The sequence below is a fragment of the Enterococcus pingfangensis genome (assembly GCF_005405205.1).
GTDB lineage: Bacteria > Bacillota > Bacilli > Lactobacillales > Enterococcaceae > Enterococcus_A > Enterococcus_A pingfangensis.
The window spans coordinates 116,247-135,098 of the sequence record NZ_BJDP01000001.1 but is presented as its reverse complement, the minus strand read 5'-3'; the positions used below and the strand labels follow the sequence as shown (position 1 = coordinate 135,098).

General features: G+C 39.6%; 17 protein-coding genes. All 17 read right to left on the bottom strand.

Annotated features, from left to right (window positions below; all coding sequences use genetic code 11):
- Positions 1-14: 14 nt before the first annotated feature.
- Entirely contained in the window at positions 15-602 is a 588-nt protein-coding gene (locus FFM63_RS00605; protein ID WP_137608407.1) for a helix-hairpin-helix domain-containing protein, read from the bottom strand.
- Positions 603-672: 70 nt separating this feature from the next.
- Positions 673-1,716, bottom strand: a complete 1,044-nt coding sequence (locus tag FFM63_RS00600; RefSeq protein ID WP_246033262.1) for a SepM family pheromone-processing serine protease — start codon at positions 1,714-1,716, stop codon at positions 673-675.
- Positions 1,706-2,200 carry a pantetheine-phosphate adenylyltransferase gene (coaD, locus tag FFM63_RS00595; RefSeq protein ID WP_137608405.1) on the bottom strand — a complete coding sequence of 165 codons (495 nt, stop codon included), beginning with the start codon at positions 2,198-2,200 and terminating at the stop codon, positions 1,706-1,708. Before coaD ends, FFM63_RS00600 begins: the two co-directional genes overlap by 11 nt.
- 1 nt (position 2,201) lies before the next feature.
- Positions 2,202-2,756, bottom strand: a complete 555-nt coding sequence (gene rsmD / locus FFM63_RS00590) for a 16S rRNA (guanine(966)-N(2))-methyltransferase RsmD (RefSeq protein WP_137608404.1) — start codon at positions 2,754-2,756, stop codon at positions 2,202-2,204.
- A gap of 211 nt (positions 2,757-2,967) precedes the next feature.
- Positions 2,968-3,315 (bottom strand): YlbG family protein, encoded by a 348-nt coding sequence (locus FFM63_RS00585; RefSeq protein ID WP_171000174.1) that lies wholly within the window; start codon positions 3,313-3,315, stop codon positions 2,968-2,970.
- Positions 3,302-3,727: a YlbF/YmcA family competence regulator gene (locus FFM63_RS00580; RefSeq protein ID WP_137608402.1), complete on the bottom strand. Its 426-nt coding sequence runs from the start codon at positions 3,725-3,727 to the stop codon at positions 3,302-3,304. Before FFM63_RS00580 ends, FFM63_RS00585 begins: the two co-directional genes overlap by 14 nt.
- A gap of 1 nt (position 3,728) precedes the next feature.
- Positions 3,729-4,835: a CAP-associated domain-containing protein gene (locus FFM63_RS00575; RefSeq protein ID WP_137608401.1), complete on the bottom strand. Its 1,107-nt coding sequence runs from the start codon at positions 4,833-4,835 to the stop codon at positions 3,729-3,731.
- A 36-nt stretch (positions 4,836-4,871) separates the two neighbouring features.
- On the bottom strand, positions 4,872-8,294 hold the full coding sequence (locus tag FFM63_RS00570) for a pyruvate carboxylase (protein ID WP_137608400.1): 3,423 nt from the start codon (positions 8,292-8,294) through the stop codon (positions 4,872-4,874).
- 5 nt (positions 8,295-8,299) lie between these two features.
- The gene (locus FFM63_RS00565) at positions 8,300-9,490 is read right to left on the bottom strand and encodes an FtsW/RodA/SpoVE family cell cycle protein (RefSeq protein WP_137608399.1); all 1,191 of its coding nucleotides are present in this window, start codon (positions 9,488-9,490) and stop codon (positions 8,300-8,302) included.
- Positions 9,491-9,493: 3 nt separating this feature from the next.
- Positions 9,494-9,796, bottom strand: coding sequence for an Fpa/YlaN family protein (locus tag FFM63_RS00560; protein WP_137608398.1), 303 nt, complete (start codon positions 9,794-9,796; stop codon positions 9,494-9,496).
- Positions 9,797-10,116: 320 nt separating this feature from the next.
- Positions 10,117-11,955, bottom strand: coding sequence for a translational GTPase TypA (gene typA / locus FFM63_RS00555; RefSeq protein ID WP_137608397.1), 1,839 nt, complete (start codon positions 11,953-11,955; stop codon positions 10,117-10,119).
- A gap of 113 nt (positions 11,956-12,068) precedes the next feature.
- A complete protein-coding gene (locus FFM63_RS00550) occupies positions 12,069-12,830 on the bottom strand; it encodes an inositol monophosphatase family protein (protein ID WP_137608396.1) in 762 nt (253 codons plus the stop codon).
- A 58-nt stretch (positions 12,831-12,888) separates the two neighbouring features.
- Positions 12,889-13,167: a UPF0223 family protein gene (locus FFM63_RS00545; RefSeq protein ID WP_137608395.1), complete on the bottom strand. Its 279-nt coding sequence runs from the start codon at positions 13,165-13,167 to the stop codon at positions 12,889-12,891.
- Between the two features lie 439 nt (positions 13,168-13,606).
- Positions 13,607-15,013 (bottom strand): dihydrolipoyl dehydrogenase, encoded by a 1,407-nt coding sequence (gene lpdA, locus FFM63_RS00540; RefSeq protein WP_137608394.1) that lies wholly within the window; start codon positions 15,011-15,013, stop codon positions 13,607-13,609.
- Between the two features lie 7 nt (positions 15,014-15,020).
- Complete coding sequence (locus tag FFM63_RS00535) at positions 15,021-16,631, bottom strand: dihydrolipoyllysine-residue acetyltransferase (protein WP_137608393.1); 1,611 nt, start codon at positions 16,629-16,631, stop codon at positions 15,021-15,023.
- 20 nt (positions 16,632-16,651) lie between these two features.
- Positions 16,652-17,629: an alpha-ketoacid dehydrogenase subunit beta gene (locus FFM63_RS00530; protein ID WP_137608392.1), complete on the bottom strand. Its 978-nt coding sequence runs from the start codon at positions 17,627-17,629 to the stop codon at positions 16,652-16,654.
- Positions 17,630-17,631: 2 nt separating this feature from the next.
- Positions 17,632-18,741 carry a pyruvate dehydrogenase (acetyl-transferring) E1 component subunit alpha gene (gene pdhA, locus FFM63_RS00525; RefSeq protein ID WP_137608391.1) on the bottom strand — a complete coding sequence of 370 codons (1,110 nt, stop codon included), beginning with the start codon at positions 18,739-18,741 and terminating at the stop codon, positions 17,632-17,634.
- Between the last annotated feature and the right edge of the window lie 111 nt (positions 18,742-18,852).

Sequence of the window (18,852 nt, the reverse complement as noted above, 5' to 3'; positions counted from 1 at the left end):
TCTTTTGATCTTTCTTATATTGTAATCGAGTCTTTCAAATTTTCAAGCGTCTTTTCGCCGATCCCTGACACTTTAGTCAAATCCTCGACCGCTCGGAAGCTGCCGTTTTCTTCGCGGTACTTTACAATATCTGCTGCCCGTTTTTCACCGATCCCTGATAACTGCTGCAATTCATTGCTATCTGCTGTATTGATATTGATCTTTTCTTCTGCTTCTTGAGCCGTTTTATTCAGATCAGTCTCATGAATAGTCGGAATCTCTTCACCTATTTTGGGTACATAAATAATCTCTTGATCTGCTAACAATTTAGAAAAGTTGATTTGATTTTGATCCGCTTCTGCTGTAAAACCGCCTGCCAGCTCAATCGCATCCATTAACCGCATTCCTTGTGCGATTTGATACATCCCTCCCTTTTTTACCGCACCTTTGACATCGACATACCACTCTTGACTGCTTTGTTTCGTCTCTTGGCTGCTGCTCGTAGCAAAAATCATTGGATCTACTTCTTCTTCAGGCTCATTTTTAAACAAGAACCACGCCGCAATTGCTGCAATCAACGGCAGTACAATTAAATAAGGATATTTTTTTAGATACGCTCTCATAACCCCCTCCTTGTTACCAATATACGCAAAAAGAGTGATCGTCATTTTCAACGATCACTCTTTGGTCTGATTATTTCATTTTTGCTAAATAGTCCAATGAATCTTGGACTGTTTTGACTGGTACGATTTTCATGTCGGTCTTTAATTTTTTTGCGGCTGCTTTTGCTTCTTCATAATTTGATTTGATTCCTGGTTGAGCTTTTTTCATCTCTTTTGTGATTTCATCATTAGGAGCGAAGAAGATTTGATTACCGCTAGCTGCTGCACTCGCAACTTTTTTATCGATACCACCGATCCGTCCGACTTCGCCCTCAGAATTGATCGTACCTGTTCCCGCGATCTTTTTGCCTTGACGTAAATCTTTATTGCTCAATTGTTCGTAAATCTCTAAGGTGAACATCAAGCCTGCCGATGGTCCGCCGATATCGCCAGCATCTATTTTCACATCATCTTGAGAGTCGATCTCCGTATGATCTGTTAAAGTAATGCCGATACCTGGTTTTTTATCCGTTGGAAGTTTAATCAATTTTTCAGTCGCCTCTTTGACTTTATCATCATGAATGTAGGTGACCTTCATTTCTTGACCTACTTTTTGTGCTTTTACGTATTTCATAAATTCTTCACTGCTGGTAAAAGATTTTCCATCTGCTTTTGTTACTGTATCGCCGACGCTGATTTTCCCAGCAAAGTTTGAATTTTCTTCGACACCTAAGACATAAACCCCTTTGTAGTCCATCTCATAGGATTTGTTCGCTAATTTTAAGGCCTGCTCGATCGCAAAATTTTGCGACGTCTCCATATTGAATTCTTGGATCTGCATGTATTCGTCGTCACTCGCACCGCCAGTTAATTCATCCATTGAAATAATTTCATGGAAAGGTTCGGTTTTCGCTTTTAGTGCCGAAAAAACGGTTGCTCGCCGGATCCCTACTGAAGTCAGACTAAATGAGCCTTTGTCTTTATCCTTTTGATCATTGACTGTGATCAATTCTTTTAGATCAATCGTCTCTCCTGGCTCTTCAATATAATATGGAATTGGAACAATGACACAGGCAACAACGACTAAAGCTAAAAAGATAACTAATAATCGTTTGAAAAGTTTATTATTTTTCACTATTCTCACGCTTCGCTTTCAACACCCGATAAACAGCCTCAGGCAAATATTCTTTGATGTCACCATTGAATGTCCAAACTTCTTTTAAAATCGAAGAACTGATGTGACTGTATTTTGGTTCGGCTAATAAAAAGACCGTTTCTAATTCTTGATCCAAATGGTGGTTCATCAAAGCGATTTCCTTTTCGTATTCATAATCCTTGATGCTGCGGATCCCGCGTAATAAAAATTTTGCTCCAATTTTTTGTGCTACATTAACTGTCAGATCATTTTCTTGCGCGATCACTCGCACATTCGGAAGATGTTTGACAGATTCCTGTACGATGGCAAGTTTTTCTTCTGAAGTGAAGTAACTTTTCTTATTAGTATTCACGAAAACGCCGATGATCAGTTCATCAAACAATTTCGCTCCCCGTTCAATCGTATCTAAATGACCCATCGTCAATGGATCAAAACTGCCGGGAAAAAGCGCGATTCGTTTCATCTTAATCCTCCCAATCATAAATCGTTATGGCTGTGATGCCATAATCTTGACGTTTACGTTCTTTTAATTTACCGATCATTTCTGGTAATACAACTGATTGATCAGTCTCGCAGACAACGATTGATTCTGTAGATAATAATTCATTTTGCAGTAGCATTTCAATCTGTTTTACGATTTCTTGTTTTGCATAGGGCGGATCCAAAAGTACTAAATCAAATTGTTCTTTACGAACTGCTAGCTGTTGGATAGCTTGATTCGCCGGCATTTTCATTAATTGAAAGGCTGCTTCATTTTTAGTCATCGCGACATTTTCACGAACGATCTCCATTGCTCGGAAATTTTTCTCGACTAAAACCGCCTGATCCATCCCGCGAGAAACGGCTTCGATCCCCAACGAGCCGCTGCCAGAAAACAAATCTAGCGCCACCCCCCCATCAAAATAGGGTCCAATCATATTAAAAATTGCACCTTTTACTTTATCCGTAGTTGGTCGAGTATTACTTCCAGTTAGTGTCTTTAACTTTCGACCGCCAAATTCACCCGCGACTACCCGCATTGGCTTGCGTGCCCCTCTCTCTTCTCGCTCACTCTCATTCTGCCATTTACAGCAGATCAATAGTGCATAGATTCTTCTATCAAATTCTCGTTTTTTCTAACATCCCTTACTAAAAACTAGAAAAGTTAGATCAACCTCTTTATTATCAAACAAAAAGATGAAAAATGTTTGAACAAATCAGACATTTTTCACCTTACTTATCTCGATTGGCTTAAACTGTTTCGGCTAAGCGAATCTCTGTATTGGCTTCTACTACATCTAACTCATCATCATCGTTTACTTGATAAGCAGCCTTCGTTCCGATTCGATCAGCAAAATTCATTTCAATATCTGGTCGGTAAGAACGTTCGACTTGACGTACAAAATGCAGCGCCCGAAGTTTTTCTTCTGCTTCATCCGCAACTTCTTCATTTACATACAATACGACATATTTCATCTTTCTTGAGACAAAATGAACCAAGCCATATCGTTTCAAGGTTTTCAACTGTTTCAAGGAATATACCCAAACGATCATTCCTCGTCTCTTTTGTACTACAAACTCAGCATTATCCATGACAATTCCCCTTACAACTATGATTCTTGGTTTCAAAAAAAGGATTTCCTGCATCAACTTTGATCTCTGAAGAAACAGCTTGTGCTAAGCGCTGACTGATCTCATCCAATAGTTGTTGGAAATCGGTCTCTGCCAAACGAAAAGCCGCTACTTTCTCATTCAAGTCAAGCGTACGTTTGCTCGCGCGGACTCTGCGCTGCTGTTGGCGATAGTCAGGCGCATACTTGCCATAACTGGAAATTCGTTCAAATTTATCTTTTTCAACTTGAAAAGCTTTTTTGAGTTCTGCTACTTCTGAACAATCATTCATTTGATTTTTTTTCTGAAGATAGGTGTTATAGTTTTGACTCGCTAAAATCGCTTGAATTAACACATGATTCTGATCCTCTAGTTGAAAAAAAGCATCATTAATGATCAATCTATTCACTATCCTTTGTTTTTTCTGGTTCTTGTAACAAGACTAGCACATTTTCTTGATCAATTGCAACGCCAAGTTCCGATTCCGGCGCATCAATTATCTGATTCAAATGATCTTGACTGATCCAATTAAATAAATTGAATAACGGGTCGATCGTCGGTGAATAAAAGAAGCCAGCTTGATAATTGATTTTGTCTTGTTTAGCTAAGTCTTTAAACTCTGCTGCAGATAGTTCAAAGGATAGATTACTCAAATGTGCCTCTTGATCCGTCTGCCATTCTTCTAAACGCTCATTTGATAATACTTTTTTAGGCGCTGTTAAAAAACTCTTTAACAACTTCTTACTGTCATTGGTTGTCGTTTCATTTGTTGTAAAATTTGGTAATTTATACAAACTGCGGTAACGATTGATTGCTTCAGTCAACCTTGCCTGCTTTTGCTGATTCAACATATTCCAATCTAAGCTGCTTTCCTGCACACGATTGGCTAAAGGATTCCCGCTATTGATCTGATAGGGCATTAATCTTAACAGATTTTCCAAATCTAAATAGACCGCACCGACCATTTTTTCACTATCTCCATTGAAGAAAAACATCGCAAATGTCTGATTATCAAATGCCACTAATGGGCGAAAACGCATATCATTTTCACTCAACTCGATTGCTACAGGTTCCTCATCATAGTTCAAAGCAAAATTGGCAGACAAATTAATTTGATTTGAAAATTGACTGCTAGTCATACCAAATTTAAAAGGTTCAATCTTAGCCTTTTTAGCCATGACTTTAATAACGCTGACCTCGCCCGCTTCCACATTGACTTCCAGCGTTCCTTGATCAAACGCATAATTGCGCGTTTCAAAAAAGAAGCCGCTGTTCTCTGTTTTGGTCGGTTGACCAAAGTGCTGTTCAAATGTTTCGATCGGCTGCGAAATATAATCAGCAAATCCTTCAGTTTTGATTGTTTGATGTTTCAACGACTTATGCCGAACCCGTTGATCGGTCTGTTCGACGGAAACTTTCTTTGGCGTTGGCGGAAAGAGGACCGGTTGGAGATAGTAGCCGATTAAGACTAAAAATAGAATACTAAGAAATCCGATCACTCTTTTCACGCTTTCACCCTCCTAACCGCTGCTTTTAAAGATGCTCTATTTTTCCTTCACTTCAATCAATAAGTCACCAGAATCGATACTTTCGCCTTCTTCAACATATAAATGAGAAACTTTACCAGCAAATCGGGCATCGATCGATGTTTCCATCTTCATTGCTTCTGTGATCAGCAATGGCTGACCTTTTTCAACATGGTCGCCTTTTTTAACTAAGACTTTCAAAACAGAACCCGTCATCGTCGCACCAATTTGTTCACGATTTGTTGGTTCAACTTTCCGTTTCGTTTGAACGGCGCTCTTGATCGATGCATCTTTCACAACGATCTCACGACGCTGTCCATTTAGGTTGAAGAACAATGTCCGGTTTCCTTCGACATCTGCTTCACCGATTTCATCTAAACGAATAATCAATATTTTCCCTTTTTCGATCTGAACATTGATCGTTTCGCCAAGACGCATCCCTGCAAAGAAGGTTGGGGTATCTAACAACGTAACATCAGCAAATTGCGCATAAGCTTTTTGGTAATCCAAGAATACTTGCGGATACATCAAATAGCTTAAAACATCCGTTTTGCTTGGTTCAAAGCCAATCAACTCGTGCAATTCTTGTTTTACTTTTCCGAAATCAGCTGGTTTAGCCAATTTTCCTGGACGTTCTTGCATTGCTGGGCGCCCTTGTAAAATAATTTGTTGTAATTTTTCAGGGAAACCGCCAACTGGTTGACCAAGTTCGCCTTGGAAGAAACTCACTACTGAATCAGGATAGCTTAATTCATCCCCATGGTCGTAAATAGCTTGTTCAGTTAAATCATTTTGAACCATGAACAGTGCCATGTCACCAACTACTTTAGAAGACGGTGTCACTTTTACGATATCACCAAACATCATATTGACTGTGCGATACATCTCTTTGATTTCATCCCACTTGTCGCCTAAACCAACTGCTTTTGCTTGCTGTTGCAGATTTGAATACTGTCCGCCTGGCATTTCGTGGTCGTAGACTTCTGTTTGAGCAGCCACGATCCCATTTTCAAAACTTGCATAATATGGGCGTACATCTTCCCAATAATGGTTCAATTGACGAACATTTTTCAAGTTTAATTTCGGTGTGCGATCGCCGTATTGCAAGGCATAATATAAACTGCTGATACTTGGCTGACTTGTTGCTCCGCTCATCGCACTCGTTGCAACGTCAACGACATCTACGCCTGCTTTAACAGCCGCAGAAAGCGTAATGATCCCATTTCCAGCTGTGTCATGTGTATGCAAGTGAATTGGCAGATCCGTTGTTTCTTTTAATTCACTGATCAAGTGAAAAGCGGCCTGTGGTTTTAATAATCCAGCCATATCTTTGATCGCGATCATGTGAGCGCCGATTGCTTCCAATTCTTTAGCCATGTTTTTATAGTATTGAACATTATATTTTGTTCGACCTGGATCTAAGATGTCGCCAGTGTAACAGATCGTCCCTTCAGCGATTTTCCCTGCATCACGAACATATTGGATACTTTTTTCCATTTGCGGAATCCAGTTCAGACTATCAAAGATTCTAAAGACGTCGATTCCATTATGCGCAGCTTCTTTAATAAACTCTTCCAATACGTTGTCTGGATAGTTTGAATAGCCGACTGCATTTGATCCGCGGAAAAGCATTTGCAATAAAGTATTCGGCATTGCTTTGCGTAATAATTTTAGTCGTTTCCATGGATTTTCAGTCAAGAAACGATATGCTACGTCAAATGTCGCGCCGCCCCACATCTCACTTGAGAACAACTCAGGCAAACCTTCACCAGTCGCTTGTGCGACGTTCAATAAATCATGTGTTCGAACACGGGTCGCTAACAAGCTTTGATGGGCATCGCGGAAAGTCGTGTCCGTCAATAAGACTGAATCTTGTTCTTTGACCCACTTAGCCACAGCTTCAGGACCATTTTGATCTAAAATATTCTTCGCTGTGATTATTTTTTTTGCTTCGACTTTTGGTAATCTCGGAGTTTCAAAGTAGCGTTTTTCTTGTTTTTCGATCCCTGGAAAACCATTGACAGTAATCTCAGAAATATAACGCATCGTTTTATTTCCGCGGTCGCGGATCCGAGGAAATTCAAACAACTCAGGTGTATTGTCGATAAATGTTGTTTTGGCATCCCCGCTTTGGAAAACGGGATGACTGATGACATTGTGCATAAAAGGAATATTGGTTTTGACACCGCGAATCCGGAATTCGATTAGACACCGTTGCATTTTTTCGATTGCTTGATCGAAACTCAACGCAAAAGTACATACTTTTACTAATAACGAATCAAAGTAAGGAGTCACAGTTGCACCAGCGTAAGCATTACCGACGTCTAAACGTACGCCAAAACCGCCGGGTGAACGATACGTATCGATTTTACCTGTGTCAGGCATGAATCCATTCAATGGATCTTCCGTTGTTATCCGACATTGGATAGCTGCTCCAGACATTTTAAGATCTTCTTGTTTTGGCAAGCCAATCTCTGTGTGCAGATTTTTTCCTTCAGCAATCATTAATTGAGAAGTAACGATATCAACTCCGGTGATCAGTTCAGTTATCGTGTGTTCAACTTGAACTCGTGGATTTACTTCAATAAAGTAAAAATTGTCGCCTTCAACTAAAAATTCAACAGTTCCTGCATTGACATAGCCGACATGTTCCATTAATTGAACCGCCGCTTGACAAATTCTCTCTCGTTGTTCTGTATTCAAAGAAATACAAGGAGCTACTTCAACGACTTTTTGATGACGACGCTGAACGGAACAATCCCGTTCGAATAAATGCAGAACATTTCCATGCGTATCACCTAAAATTTGAACTTCAATATGTTTAGGATTAGCAACATATTTTTCAACATAGATTTCATCATTCCCAAAAGCTGCTTTTGCTTCACTTTTGGCACGTTCATAGCCTTCACGTGCTTCTTTTTCATCATGAGCTACCCGCATACCGCGACCGCCACCGCCCAAAGCTGCTTTGATCATGATTGGATAACCATGTGACTGAGCAAATTCCAAGACGCCTTCGATTGTATCGACTGGACCATCAGAACCAGGAATTGACGGAATTCCAGCTTCTAATGCAGCAGCTTTCGCTTTGATCTTATCACCAAAAATATCTAGATGGTGCAATTCAGGACCGACGAAAATGATACCTTCCTCACGACAACGCTGCGCAAATTTTAAGTTTTCAGAAAGGAAGCCGTATCCAGGATGGATTGCATCCACATTCGCTTCTTTAGCCACTCGAATAATGTCTTCGATATCCAAATAAGCATCGATCGGTTTTTTCCCCTTACCGACTAAATAAGCTTCATCAGATTTGAAGCGGTGAACGGAATATTGATCTTCCTCTGCGAAGATCGCTACCGTTTTAATGTTTAATTCGCTACACGCACGAAAGACTCGTGTTGCAATTTCTCCTCGATTTGCTACCAAAACTTTTTTCATATACTTTACTCCTGACTTTTTAAGTATTCATACTCGATTGCTAATTTCGTCCGCTTTTCATCCGCGCTGATATTCAGTGCAAATGCCACGCCGACAGACAATACAAGTAAGCTGTTCCCTCCCTGACTCAAAAACGGGAACGTGATCCCGGTCAATGGAATAATTCCTAAAATACCACCAAGATTAATAAAAACTTGTAATAACAACAGACTTCCAATTCCGATACAAATCAATGAATTGAAAGGTTTTTTTGAACGAATCCCAACCAAGTAGATTCGTGCAATCATGAAAATCAAAATTGCTAAAATAATCAAAGCGCCGATCAAACCAACTTCTTCTATTACAATAGAAAAAATGAAGTCCGTATGAGCTTCACTTAAAAAACCTTTTTTTTCAATACTATTGCCTAATCCACGGCCAAACCAGCCGCCATTGAACATCGCATAGTAACCATTGACCATTTGATGTCCTTGATCCAACTCGTATTTGAAAGGATTTTTAAAACTTTCAAACCGACTAACGATATACTGCAGCTTCTCTGGAAAAATCTTCTCACCAAAACGAGTCAAAAATTCGATCGCGAGAAAACTGCCAATGATCCCTGCTCCGCCGACAATCAGGCTATAGACCCAATTGATCCCGCTAGCTAAAAGCAAAATCAACGCTAACAATGTAATGATCGCCGCATTTCCCATATCGGGCTGTACCGCGACCAAAAAGATCATCGCAAAAACTAACATCAATGGACGTTTCATATCCGTGACAAAATTATCTTGAATCGTTTCTTGGCGCTTGGATAAAATATAGGATAAATACCAAACAACCATGATTTTCAAGTATTCTGCCGGCTGCATGCTGAATGAACCAATCCGAATCCAGCCTTTCGCTCCATTGACTTCATCTCCAATAAAAAAGACAACAATCAACAGTGCAAGAATCAAATACGTTGCAGAAATAATCAACTGCTGACTCTTCAATACATCTGTTTTCATCTTGTACATCAAACTAATTATGATTAAACTTAAACCCCAGAAAATCCCTTGATTCATCACCAAGCTGGCTGGATTTGCGTCATTTGTAATCAATAAATAGGACGTTGAACTATAAACAAAGATCAGACCAATCACGGTCAAAATCAAATATGGAAGCAAAATACTATAATCTAAAAAGTGACGTTTCTTTATCTTACTAGGCAACGGCTAAGCCTCCCAGTCGGTATCCGTCAGATCTTGACGAGTTTCGTATAATTCTGTATATAGACGATTCAATTCAGCTTCTAATTCACTAAGCATTCGCTGCCCTTCTCCTTGCTTCAAGATACCTACCTTTTCAGCAAAAAAGACTTGACGCGAGAAGCCATACATTTGCGTATCAACGACTTCTTCAAAAGCTTTACATTGAGCGATGCACAAACTATTCGTTTGATTATGAATCAAACGTTTGATCCGATCAGCATCCTCTTGCAGCACCTTAACGGCAAAATCAGAAGAAATATTTTCCATTTTGCTTCCCTCCTATCTCCTATCTTGATTTCAACATTATAACATAGAAAAATTTCAAAAAGGGAAAAAAAACGTGAGACTAAGCTTTTTCTAAACTCTTCGTTCGGGTTTTGACTTTTGCACAACCAATCAAATATTACATAAAGATTACAAACAAGAAACCTCAACTGAAAACGCGAAAAATCAGTTTTTTTATCCAATTACTCCGTGAAACAAAACGCAAATATGAAACATAACGGTTCTTTATCATTTGAAAAGTCAGAAATTTATCTTGCTTAAATTAAAAAAAGACCACACTATAAAGTGTAGTCTCAAGATAATTATTCAGCTACTTTGCGTTTTTTCGCTGCTTTTTCGCGTTCTGCTTTATTCAGAAGTTGTTTACGCAGACGAATTGATTCTGGTGTAATTTCGCAATATTCATCATCATTCAAGAATTCTAAAGATTCTTCTAATGATAAGATCCGCGGTTTTTTGATGACTGATGTTTGGTCTTTATTTGCAGAACGAACGTTAGTCATTTGTTTTGCTTTCGTGATGTTGACACCTAAGTCTTTATCACGGCTATTTTCACCAACGATCATTCCTTCATAAATTTCTGTCCCTGGTTCAACGAAAACTGTTCCGCGTTCTTCTACACTCATGATTGAGTAAGTCGTTGCTTTTCCGTTATCAACAGAAACCAATGCACCGTTGCGGCGTCCGCCGATTACACCTTGGATCATTGGTAAATATTGATCGAAGGTATGGTTCATGATTCCGTAACCGCGAGTCATTGATAAGAATTCAGTAGTGAATCCAATCAAACCGCGAGCTGGTGCTAAGAAGACCAAACGGATTTGGCCGTTGCCTGAATGGATCATGTCTTGCATTTCTGCTTTACGTTGACCCAAGGCTTCAATCACACTACCCATATATTCTTCCGGTGTGTCGATCTGAACTCGTTCAAACGGTTCACATCTCACGCCATCAACAATACGTTCGATAACTTCTGGACGAGAAACTTGTAATTCATAACCTTCACGACGCATGTTTTCGATCAAGATCGACAAATGCAATTCGCCACGGCCTGAAACAGTCCAAGCATCAGGAGATTCTGTATTTTCAACACGTAATGAAACATCGGTATGCAATTCTGACATCAAACGTTCTTCGATCTTACGAGAAGTCACATATTTACCTTCACGTCCTGCAAATGGTGAATTGTTGACTAAGAAAGTCATTTGTAAAGTTGGTTCGTCAATGTGTAGAACTGGCAATGCTTCTTGATGATCGATTGGTGTCACTGTTTCACCGACGAAAATATCTTCCATCCCTGAAACAGCGATCAAGTCGCCAGCTTTTGCTTCTGAGATTTCTAAACGTTGCAAGCCGAAGAAACCAAAAATTTTCGTCACACGGAAGTTTTTAATCGAGCCGTCAAGTTTCATAACAGATACTTGATCGCCGACTTTCATTTTTCCGCGGAAAACGCGGCCAATTCCGATACGACCAACATAATCATTGTAATCTAGCAATGATACTTGGAATTGTAACGGCTCGTCGCTGTTATCAACTGGTGCTGGGATTTTTTCAATGATTGTATCGAAAATTGGAGCCATTGTTGCTTCTTGTGAAGCAGGATCATCTGATAAACTAGAAGTTCCGTTGATCGCAGAAGCATACATCACTGGGAAGTCTAACTGATCATCATCAGCGCCTAATTCGATAAATAATTCTAATACTTCATCGACCACTTCTTCCGGACGAGCAGAAGGTTTGTCAATTTTATTAACAACCACGATCGGTGTCAAATGTTGTTCCAATGCTTTTTTCAATACGAAACGTGTTTGCGGCATCGTTCCTTCATACGCATCGACTACTAACAATACACCATCAACCATTTTCATGATCCGTTCAACTTCACCACCGAAATCGGCATGTCCAGGAGTGTCCATGATGTTGATCTTGTAATCTTTATAGTTTACTGCTGTATTTTTTGCTAAGATTGTGATTCCACGTTCTTTTTCTAACGCATTTGAATCCATTGCCCGTTCTTGTAACTGAACATGGCTATCAAGGGTATCTGATTGTTTTAACATTTCATCAACTAAAGTTGTTTTACCATGGTCAACGTGGGCGATAATGGCCACGTTGCGAATATCTTCTCTGTATTTCAATTTAATTGCTCCTTTTCTTGTAGCGCGAGACTCACTCGATTGACAATTATAACAGAAAAATCGCAAGAGTGTTAGTAAAACATTTTCATTTTTTCAGAAAAATAATTTCCTTACTAATTCTCCCGATTAAATGCTTGGATTTCGTTCACTACAGCTTGCGTTCCGCCGATAAAAAACTCGCGTTTCCGGAAAGTTAATGGCTGTTGATCTGCCCCGAATGACGGCATGCCTAATTGATCCAGCATAATTTTTCCAGCAGCATAATCCCATGGACTCAGCACGCTGATATAACCAATTTGGGTCCCTTTGATCATGGCGATAAACTCAAGCCCTGCGCAGCCTAAAATCCGAATCCCCATAGAGGTGTTCCCAATATCTTGCGCATGATAGAAATTATGCCGATAAAGTGCCGCATTCATCCCAATCAACCCTTGATTTAACTTTTTATTCTTCGGTACAGAGATTTCTTTCCTATTATAGAAGACTTTACCGACTCTCGCGCCGCCCCAAAAAAGTTCATCTCGCATCACATCATAAATAAAACCCAGCTGACCGATGCCATTTTCATAAACAGCAATCATAATACAAAAATTTTCTTGCTGCATCACGAAATTCAACGTGCCATCAATTGGATCAATTACAAAAACACGCCCCTCATCAATGGGTGTTTGATCCAATCCATTTTCTTCGCCTAAAATTTTCGCATCCGGATCATAGGTATTGATTTTTCCAACAAGAAAGTTCTGTACTTCTTTATCGACATTCGTCACCAAATCAGTTCGATCAGACTTTTCATCAATTTTCAGCGACTCGCCTAACCCTTTTTTTATTTTTTCTGCGGCTTCATAGATCCAACTAATAATCTCTTTTTCCACTAGCTTATTCCCCCTAACTTGCAACTATTATGATTGATAAAACACATGCTCGATCTAATCAATTCACTGACATTTTAAAGCGTTTGCCCGTTGTAGCTTTTGCTTGTTGTAGCGTCTGATAGATCGAATAGCCACTAGCTTCTTGGAATTGACGTCCCAGTCTTTTTTCTTCGCCAATACTTTTCACGACCGTTTTAAATCTTTTATACCCTGCTAAAAACGCTGCTTTTTCTATACCAGTTTCATTGGCTTCTTCAACTAAATTAAAAAAATCAATCACTAGTGTCAATTCCTCATGCGTCCAATCTTCATCAATTGGATAACTATAATTTGCCATTCTTCTACACCCCACTTGAAGACAGTTTACCATATAATAGGAAAAGCTTTGATCAAAAATTTACTGGTAGTCTTATTCATTAGACAGAACGAGAACTTTTTTACACTTTAGAACATTCTTTTTTAAAAACTTTTTAAAAACTTTAATTAACATTTAAAAAAGGCGTTATAAGTATATTTACCTTCTAAAAGGTTTTTAAAAGATTTTATTACTGTATTTTTGTGAGTGAGAAATTCCTAGAGGATATGGTTTTTACACATGATTTAATGCATTTTATTTTATAATATTTTGTGTTTTTACGGGAACCAAAACTAATTCCCCACCAACACGATTTGACAAAAAAGCTATAAAAACTAGGCTGCAGATCATCGATAAACAATCGACAAGCTGCAGCCTAGAAAATTATTTTATTATCGTTTTAATAGATCAGTGTTTTACTTTAAATATGAATTGGCAGACCTAAAGCTAATTCAGCTGTATCCATCACGATTTCGCCTAATGATGGATGAGGGTGGATTGTCAATGCGATATCTTCTGCATTCATACCTGATTCAATGGCTAATGCTAATTCAGATACCATATCACTTGCTCCAACACCAGCAATTTGTGCACCGATAATTACATTATCGTCAACGGTTGTTACTAAACGCAAGAAGCCTTCTGATTTGCCTAATGACAATGCACGACCATTACCAGAGAATGGGAATTTGAATGCTTTTGCTTCAAGTCCTGCTTCTTTTGCTTCTTTGATCGTCATACCAACAGAGGCTAATTCTGGGTCTGTAAAAGCAACAGCTGGCATTGCTTTGTAATCAACTGCTACTTTTTTACCAGAAATTGCTTCAGCAGCGATTTTTGCTTCGTAGCTAGCTTTGTGAGCTAAAGCTGCGCCAGGAACGATATCGCCGATTGCATAAATACTTGGTACATTTGTCCGACCCTGTTTATCAACTGGGATCAATCCGCGATCAGTCATTTCGACACCCGCTTGTTCTAAGCCCATGTCATTTGTATTTGGACGACGACCAACTGTTACCATTACGTAATCTGCATCGATCGATTCTTCTTTTCCATCAACTTCATAACGAACCGTTACGCTGTCGCCATTGTCAACCGCTTCGCGTGCCATTGCAGAAGTGACAACTTTGATTCCTTTTTGTTTAAAATCTTTCTCAACAACTTGTACCATATCTTTTTCATATGTTGGTAAAATTTGTGGTGAGCCTTCAAGAATAGTTACATTAGAACCTAGGTTCGCATACGCTCCGCCTAGTTCTGCACCAATAACCCCACCGCCGATGATTACGAATTTTTCAGGAACTTCTTTTAAAGCAAGTCCTCCTGTAGAATCTAAGACACGTCCGCCAAATTTAAATCCTGGAATCTCGATTGGACGAGAACCCGTTGCGATGATCGCATTGTTAAAGGAATAAGTTTGAGCAGAATCTGGATGAATCACACGTAAAGTTTTATCATCAACGAAGAAAGCTTCACCTTCAATGATTTCTACTTTATGTTTTTTCAACAAGAATTTTACGCCGGTCGTTAATTTATTAACGACGCCGTTTTCTTTCCAGTCTTGTGTTTTAGCAAAGTCTAATGTAACTTTTTCGCTAGTAACACCAAATAATGAAGAATCAAGTGCTTCTTGATAATGATGTCCAGCAGAAATCAAAGCTTTTGAAGGAACACAGCCAACGTTTAAACAAACGCCGCCAATGTATTCACGTTCAATGATTGCTACTTTTTGTCCCATTTCGGCTGCACGGATGGCGGCAACATATCCGCCAGGTCCGGCACCAATCACAACTGTATCTAATTCAATGGCAAAATCTCCAACTACCATGTTTTTATCATCCTTCCATTAATAACAATTCTGGGTCAGCCAACAAACGTTTGATATTGTTCATGGCTTTTTGCGCTGTCGCGCCATCAACGATGCGATGGTCGAAGCTTAATGAAAGTTTCATTACACGGCCAACCGCTAGTTCACCATCTACTACGATTGGTTGTTGAGCAATCGTACCTACGCCTAGGATAGCAACTTCAGGGTAGTTGATTACTGGAGTAAACCAGCCGCCACCTACTGAACCAATGTTCGAAATCGTTACTGTACCATTGCGCATATCATCTGCTGCTAATTTTCCATCATGAGCTAAAGCTGCTTTTTCATTGATTTCATCAGCAATTTTGAACATACCTTTTGTATCAGCATTTTTTACATTTGGTACATATAATCCATGATCTGTATCTGTTGCGATACCGATATTGTAGTAGTTTTTATAAACAATTTCTTGTGCAGCATCATCGATTGAAGCATTCAAGACAGGGTATTTTTTAACAGTTGCTGTTAAAGCTTTTACTACGTATGGTAAGAATGTTAATTTTGTGCCGTTATCCAAAGCAACTTGTTTGAATTTCTTACGGTGATCCCATAATTTAGAAACTTCTACTTCATCATGTAAAGTAACATGCGGTGCAGTATGCTTGCTGTTAACCATCGCTTTAGCGATTGCTTTACGTGTTGGTGTTAATTTTTCGCGTGTTTCCATTTCCCCTAAGTTAGAAGTAAATGGTTGCGCTGGTTTCTCAGCTTTGACTGGTGCAGAAGCAGGAGTTGCTTCGGTTTGAGTTTGGGCTGGTGCTGATTGACCGCCAGAAACAAAGGCATCGATATCTTCTTTTTCGATTCGGCCGCCTTTACCAGTAGCTGTTACTTGTGTAATATCAACATCTTTTTCACGTGCATATTGACGAACAGACGGCATTGCCAATACTCGTTTATCAGGATTACTTGCTTCAACAACTGTTGCGGTTGCTCCGCTAGCTGTTGCCGGTGCTTCTGACACTTCTGGCGCTGCACTTGCTTCAGTTGAAGCGCTCGAGTCGTTGTGTCCTGGTGCATCGATTTCCACTAGAACATCGCCGACATTTGCGACAGTTCCTTCAGTAACGACAATTTTCTTAACTGTTCCGGTTACTGGAGATGGAATTTCTTCTACTGATTTATCATTTTGTACTTCCAATAAAGTATCATCTTCATTGATTGTATCGCCGGCTTTAACGAACCATTTGACGATTTCGCCTTCTGCGATTCCTTCACCGATATCTGGCAATTTAAATTGGTAAACACCGCCGCCATTGCCGGTAGCTGGTTCTGCAGCTGGTTTAGCAGGAGTTTGTGCTTCTGCTGCAACACCTGAGTCACCTTCGTTGTCTTCGTGTCCTGGTGCATCGATTTCTACTAATACATCACCGACATTTGCAACAGTTCCTTCAGTAACAATGATATTTTTAACTGTCCCAGTTACTGGAGATGGAATTTCTTCTACTGATTTATCATTTTGTACTTCCAATAAAGTATCATCTTCATTGATTGTGTCGCCGGCTTTAACGAACCATTTGACGATCTCGCCTTCTGCGATTCCTTCGCCGATGTCCGGTAATTTAAATTGGTAAGCCATATTTTTTCGCTCCTTCTAAATTAAAATTCTACGATTTCTTTTACTTTTGCTTCAATATCCGCTGCGTTTGGCAACCAAATACCTTCCGCTTGTCCAAATGGGAAAATCGTATCTGGAGCAGAAACTCGTCCGATTGGTGCTTCTAGAGATAAAATTGCCCGTTCAGAAATCTCTGCGATGACTTGTGCAGCAACACCCGCTTGTTTTTGGGCTTCTTGCACAACGACAACTCGTCCTGTTTTTTCAACAGATTTGATGATGGTTTCAACATCAAGCGGAGCTACCGTACGTAAGTCGATGATTTCTGCATTAATGTTTTCTTTTGCTAAGTTATCAGCTGCTTTGATTGCTTCGCGAACCATTGCTCCGTAAGTGATGATCGAAACATCAGAACCTTCTTTAGTTACCGCCGCTTTGTCCAACGGTACTTCATAAATGCCTTCTGGTACTTCTTCACGGAATGAACGATACAATTTCATATGTTCTAAGAACACAACTGGATCATTGTTTCGAATAGATGCGATCAATAGACCTTTTGCATCGTAAGGATTTGATGGGATAACTACGCGTAAACCTGGTGATTGTGCCATTAAGCCTTCTAAGTTGTCTGAGTGAAGCTCCGGCGTATGAACCCCGCCGCCAAATGGTGCGCGGATGGTAATCGGCATATTCCGTGTATTTCCCATCCGGTAACGTGTACGGGCCATTTGCCCAACGATTTCGTCCATTGCTTCAAAGACAAAACCAAAGAATTGAATTTCAGGAACAGGTCGAAAGCCTTGCAAAGCCAATCCAAAACCAAGACCAGCGATCCCAGATTCAGCTAACGGTGTATCAAACACTTGATCTTCGCCGAATTTTTCTTGAAGACCTTCAGTAGCCCGGAAAACCCCGCCGTTTTTACCAACATCTTCACCAAAAATCAGAACTTCTTTATCTTTTTCAAGCATCAGAGCTAAGGCATCTGTAATTGCTTGGATCATTGTTTTTTGTGCCATGACTATTTCGACTCCTTCGCTTCATAGAATTCAATTTGTTCTTTGATATTTTGTGGTTGAACTTCGTACATATTTTTTAAGAAATCAGAAACTTTTTGTTTTGGTACACGGTCAGCATCTGTAACTGCTTGTTTGATTTCTGCTTTTGTTTCTTCAATTACTTTTTCTTCTTTTTCTTCTGACCATAGGCCTTTTTCTGTTAGGTATTTACGGAAACGAACTAATGGATCTTTTTTCACCCATTCGTTGTCTAATTCTTTGGTCCGGTAACGAGTTGGATCATCTCCAGACAATGTATGTGGACCATAACGGTAAGTCAGTGTTTCAATCAGCACTGGACCATTGCCGTTTGCTGCCCATTCACGTGCTTTTTTAGAAACATAGTATACAGCTAACGGATCCATTCCATCGACTTGGATACCAGGGATCCCAGCAGCTACCGATTTTTGTGCTAGTGTTTTAGCAGCTGATTGTTTTTCACGAGGAGTTGAGATCGCGAACCCATTATTTTGAATATAAAATACAGCGTTTGCATGATAAGACCCGGCAAAGTTGATGGCTTCATAAAAATCACCTTGTGATGAACCGCCATCGCCAGTATATGTGAAAACAACATTTTTACTGTTACGTTTTTTTAATCCTAGAGCCACACCGGCAGCTTGAACATATTGAGCACCAATAATGATTTGTGGTGGTAACGCTTGTAAATCAGCAGGATAATTATTTCCGGCAACGTGACCGCGCGACCATAAGAAGGCTTCTGCTAATGGCAATCCGTGTTTGATCAACTGGGGAACATCACGGTAACCTGGTAATAAAACGTCTTCTTTTTCAAATGCAAAATGACTCGCTAATTGGCTCGCTTCTTGTCCAGCCGTTGGTGCAAAGAAACCTAAACGTCCTTGACGGTTCAATGCAGTTGAACGTTGATCCAAGACACGTGACCAAACCATAGAAGTCATTAATTTAACAAGTTCCTCATCTGATAAATCAGGAATTAGATTTTTATTTACAACTTTTCCATCCTCATCCAGCGCTTGATAAACGGGGAAATCCGCGTTTACATCTTTTAGTAAGGCTTCAAAATCAATTGTTAGCTTTTTTTCTGCCATGGTGTCACACTTTCCTCTCTTTAAGTAAATTAAATCGTGTTATCAGTACAACAGTAATTCAATCTGTATCATTACTGTTGGGCCTTCTTCTTTAAATTAGCATTTTTAGCC

Excerpts from the sequence above, each read along its gene's own strand:
- FFM63_RS00605 (WP_137608407.1), bottom strand. The coding sequence starts at position 602 with ATGAGAGCGTATCTAAAAAAATATCCTTATTTAATTGTACTGCCGTTG.
- coaD (WP_137608405.1), bottom strand. The coding sequence starts at position 2,200 with ATGAAACGAATCGCGCTTTTTCCCGGCAGTTTTGATCCATTGACGATG.
- rsmD (WP_137608404.1), bottom strand. The coding sequence starts at position 2,756 with ATGCGGGTAGTCGCGGGTGAATTTGGCGGTCGAAAGTTAAAGACACTA.
- FFM63_RS00570 (WP_137608400.1), bottom strand. The coding sequence starts at position 8,294 with ATGAAAAAAGTTTTGGTAGCAAATCGAGGAGAAATTGCAACACGAGTC.
- FFM63_RS00560 (WP_137608398.1), bottom strand. The coding sequence starts at position 9,796 with ATGGAAAATATTTCTTCTGATTTTGCCGTTAAGGTGCTGCAAGAGGAT.
- FFM63_RS00545 (WP_137608395.1), bottom strand. The coding sequence starts at position 13,167 with ATGGCAAATTATAGTTATCCAATTGATGAAGATTGGACGCATGAGGAA.
- lpdA (WP_137608394.1), bottom strand. The coding sequence starts at position 15,013 with ATGGTAGTTGGAGATTTTGCCATTGAATTAGATACAGTTGTGATTGGT.
- FFM63_RS00535 (WP_137608393.1), bottom strand. The coding sequence starts at position 16,631 with ATGGCTTACCAATTTAAATTACCGGACATCGGCGAAGGAATCGCAGAA.
- FFM63_RS00530 (WP_137608392.1), bottom strand. The coding sequence starts at position 17,629 with ATGGCACAAAAAACAATGATCCAAGCAATTACAGATGCCTTAGCTCTG.
- pdhA (WP_137608391.1), bottom strand. The coding sequence starts at position 18,741 with ATGGCAGAAAAAAAGCTAACAATTGATTTTGAAGCCTTACTAAAAGAT.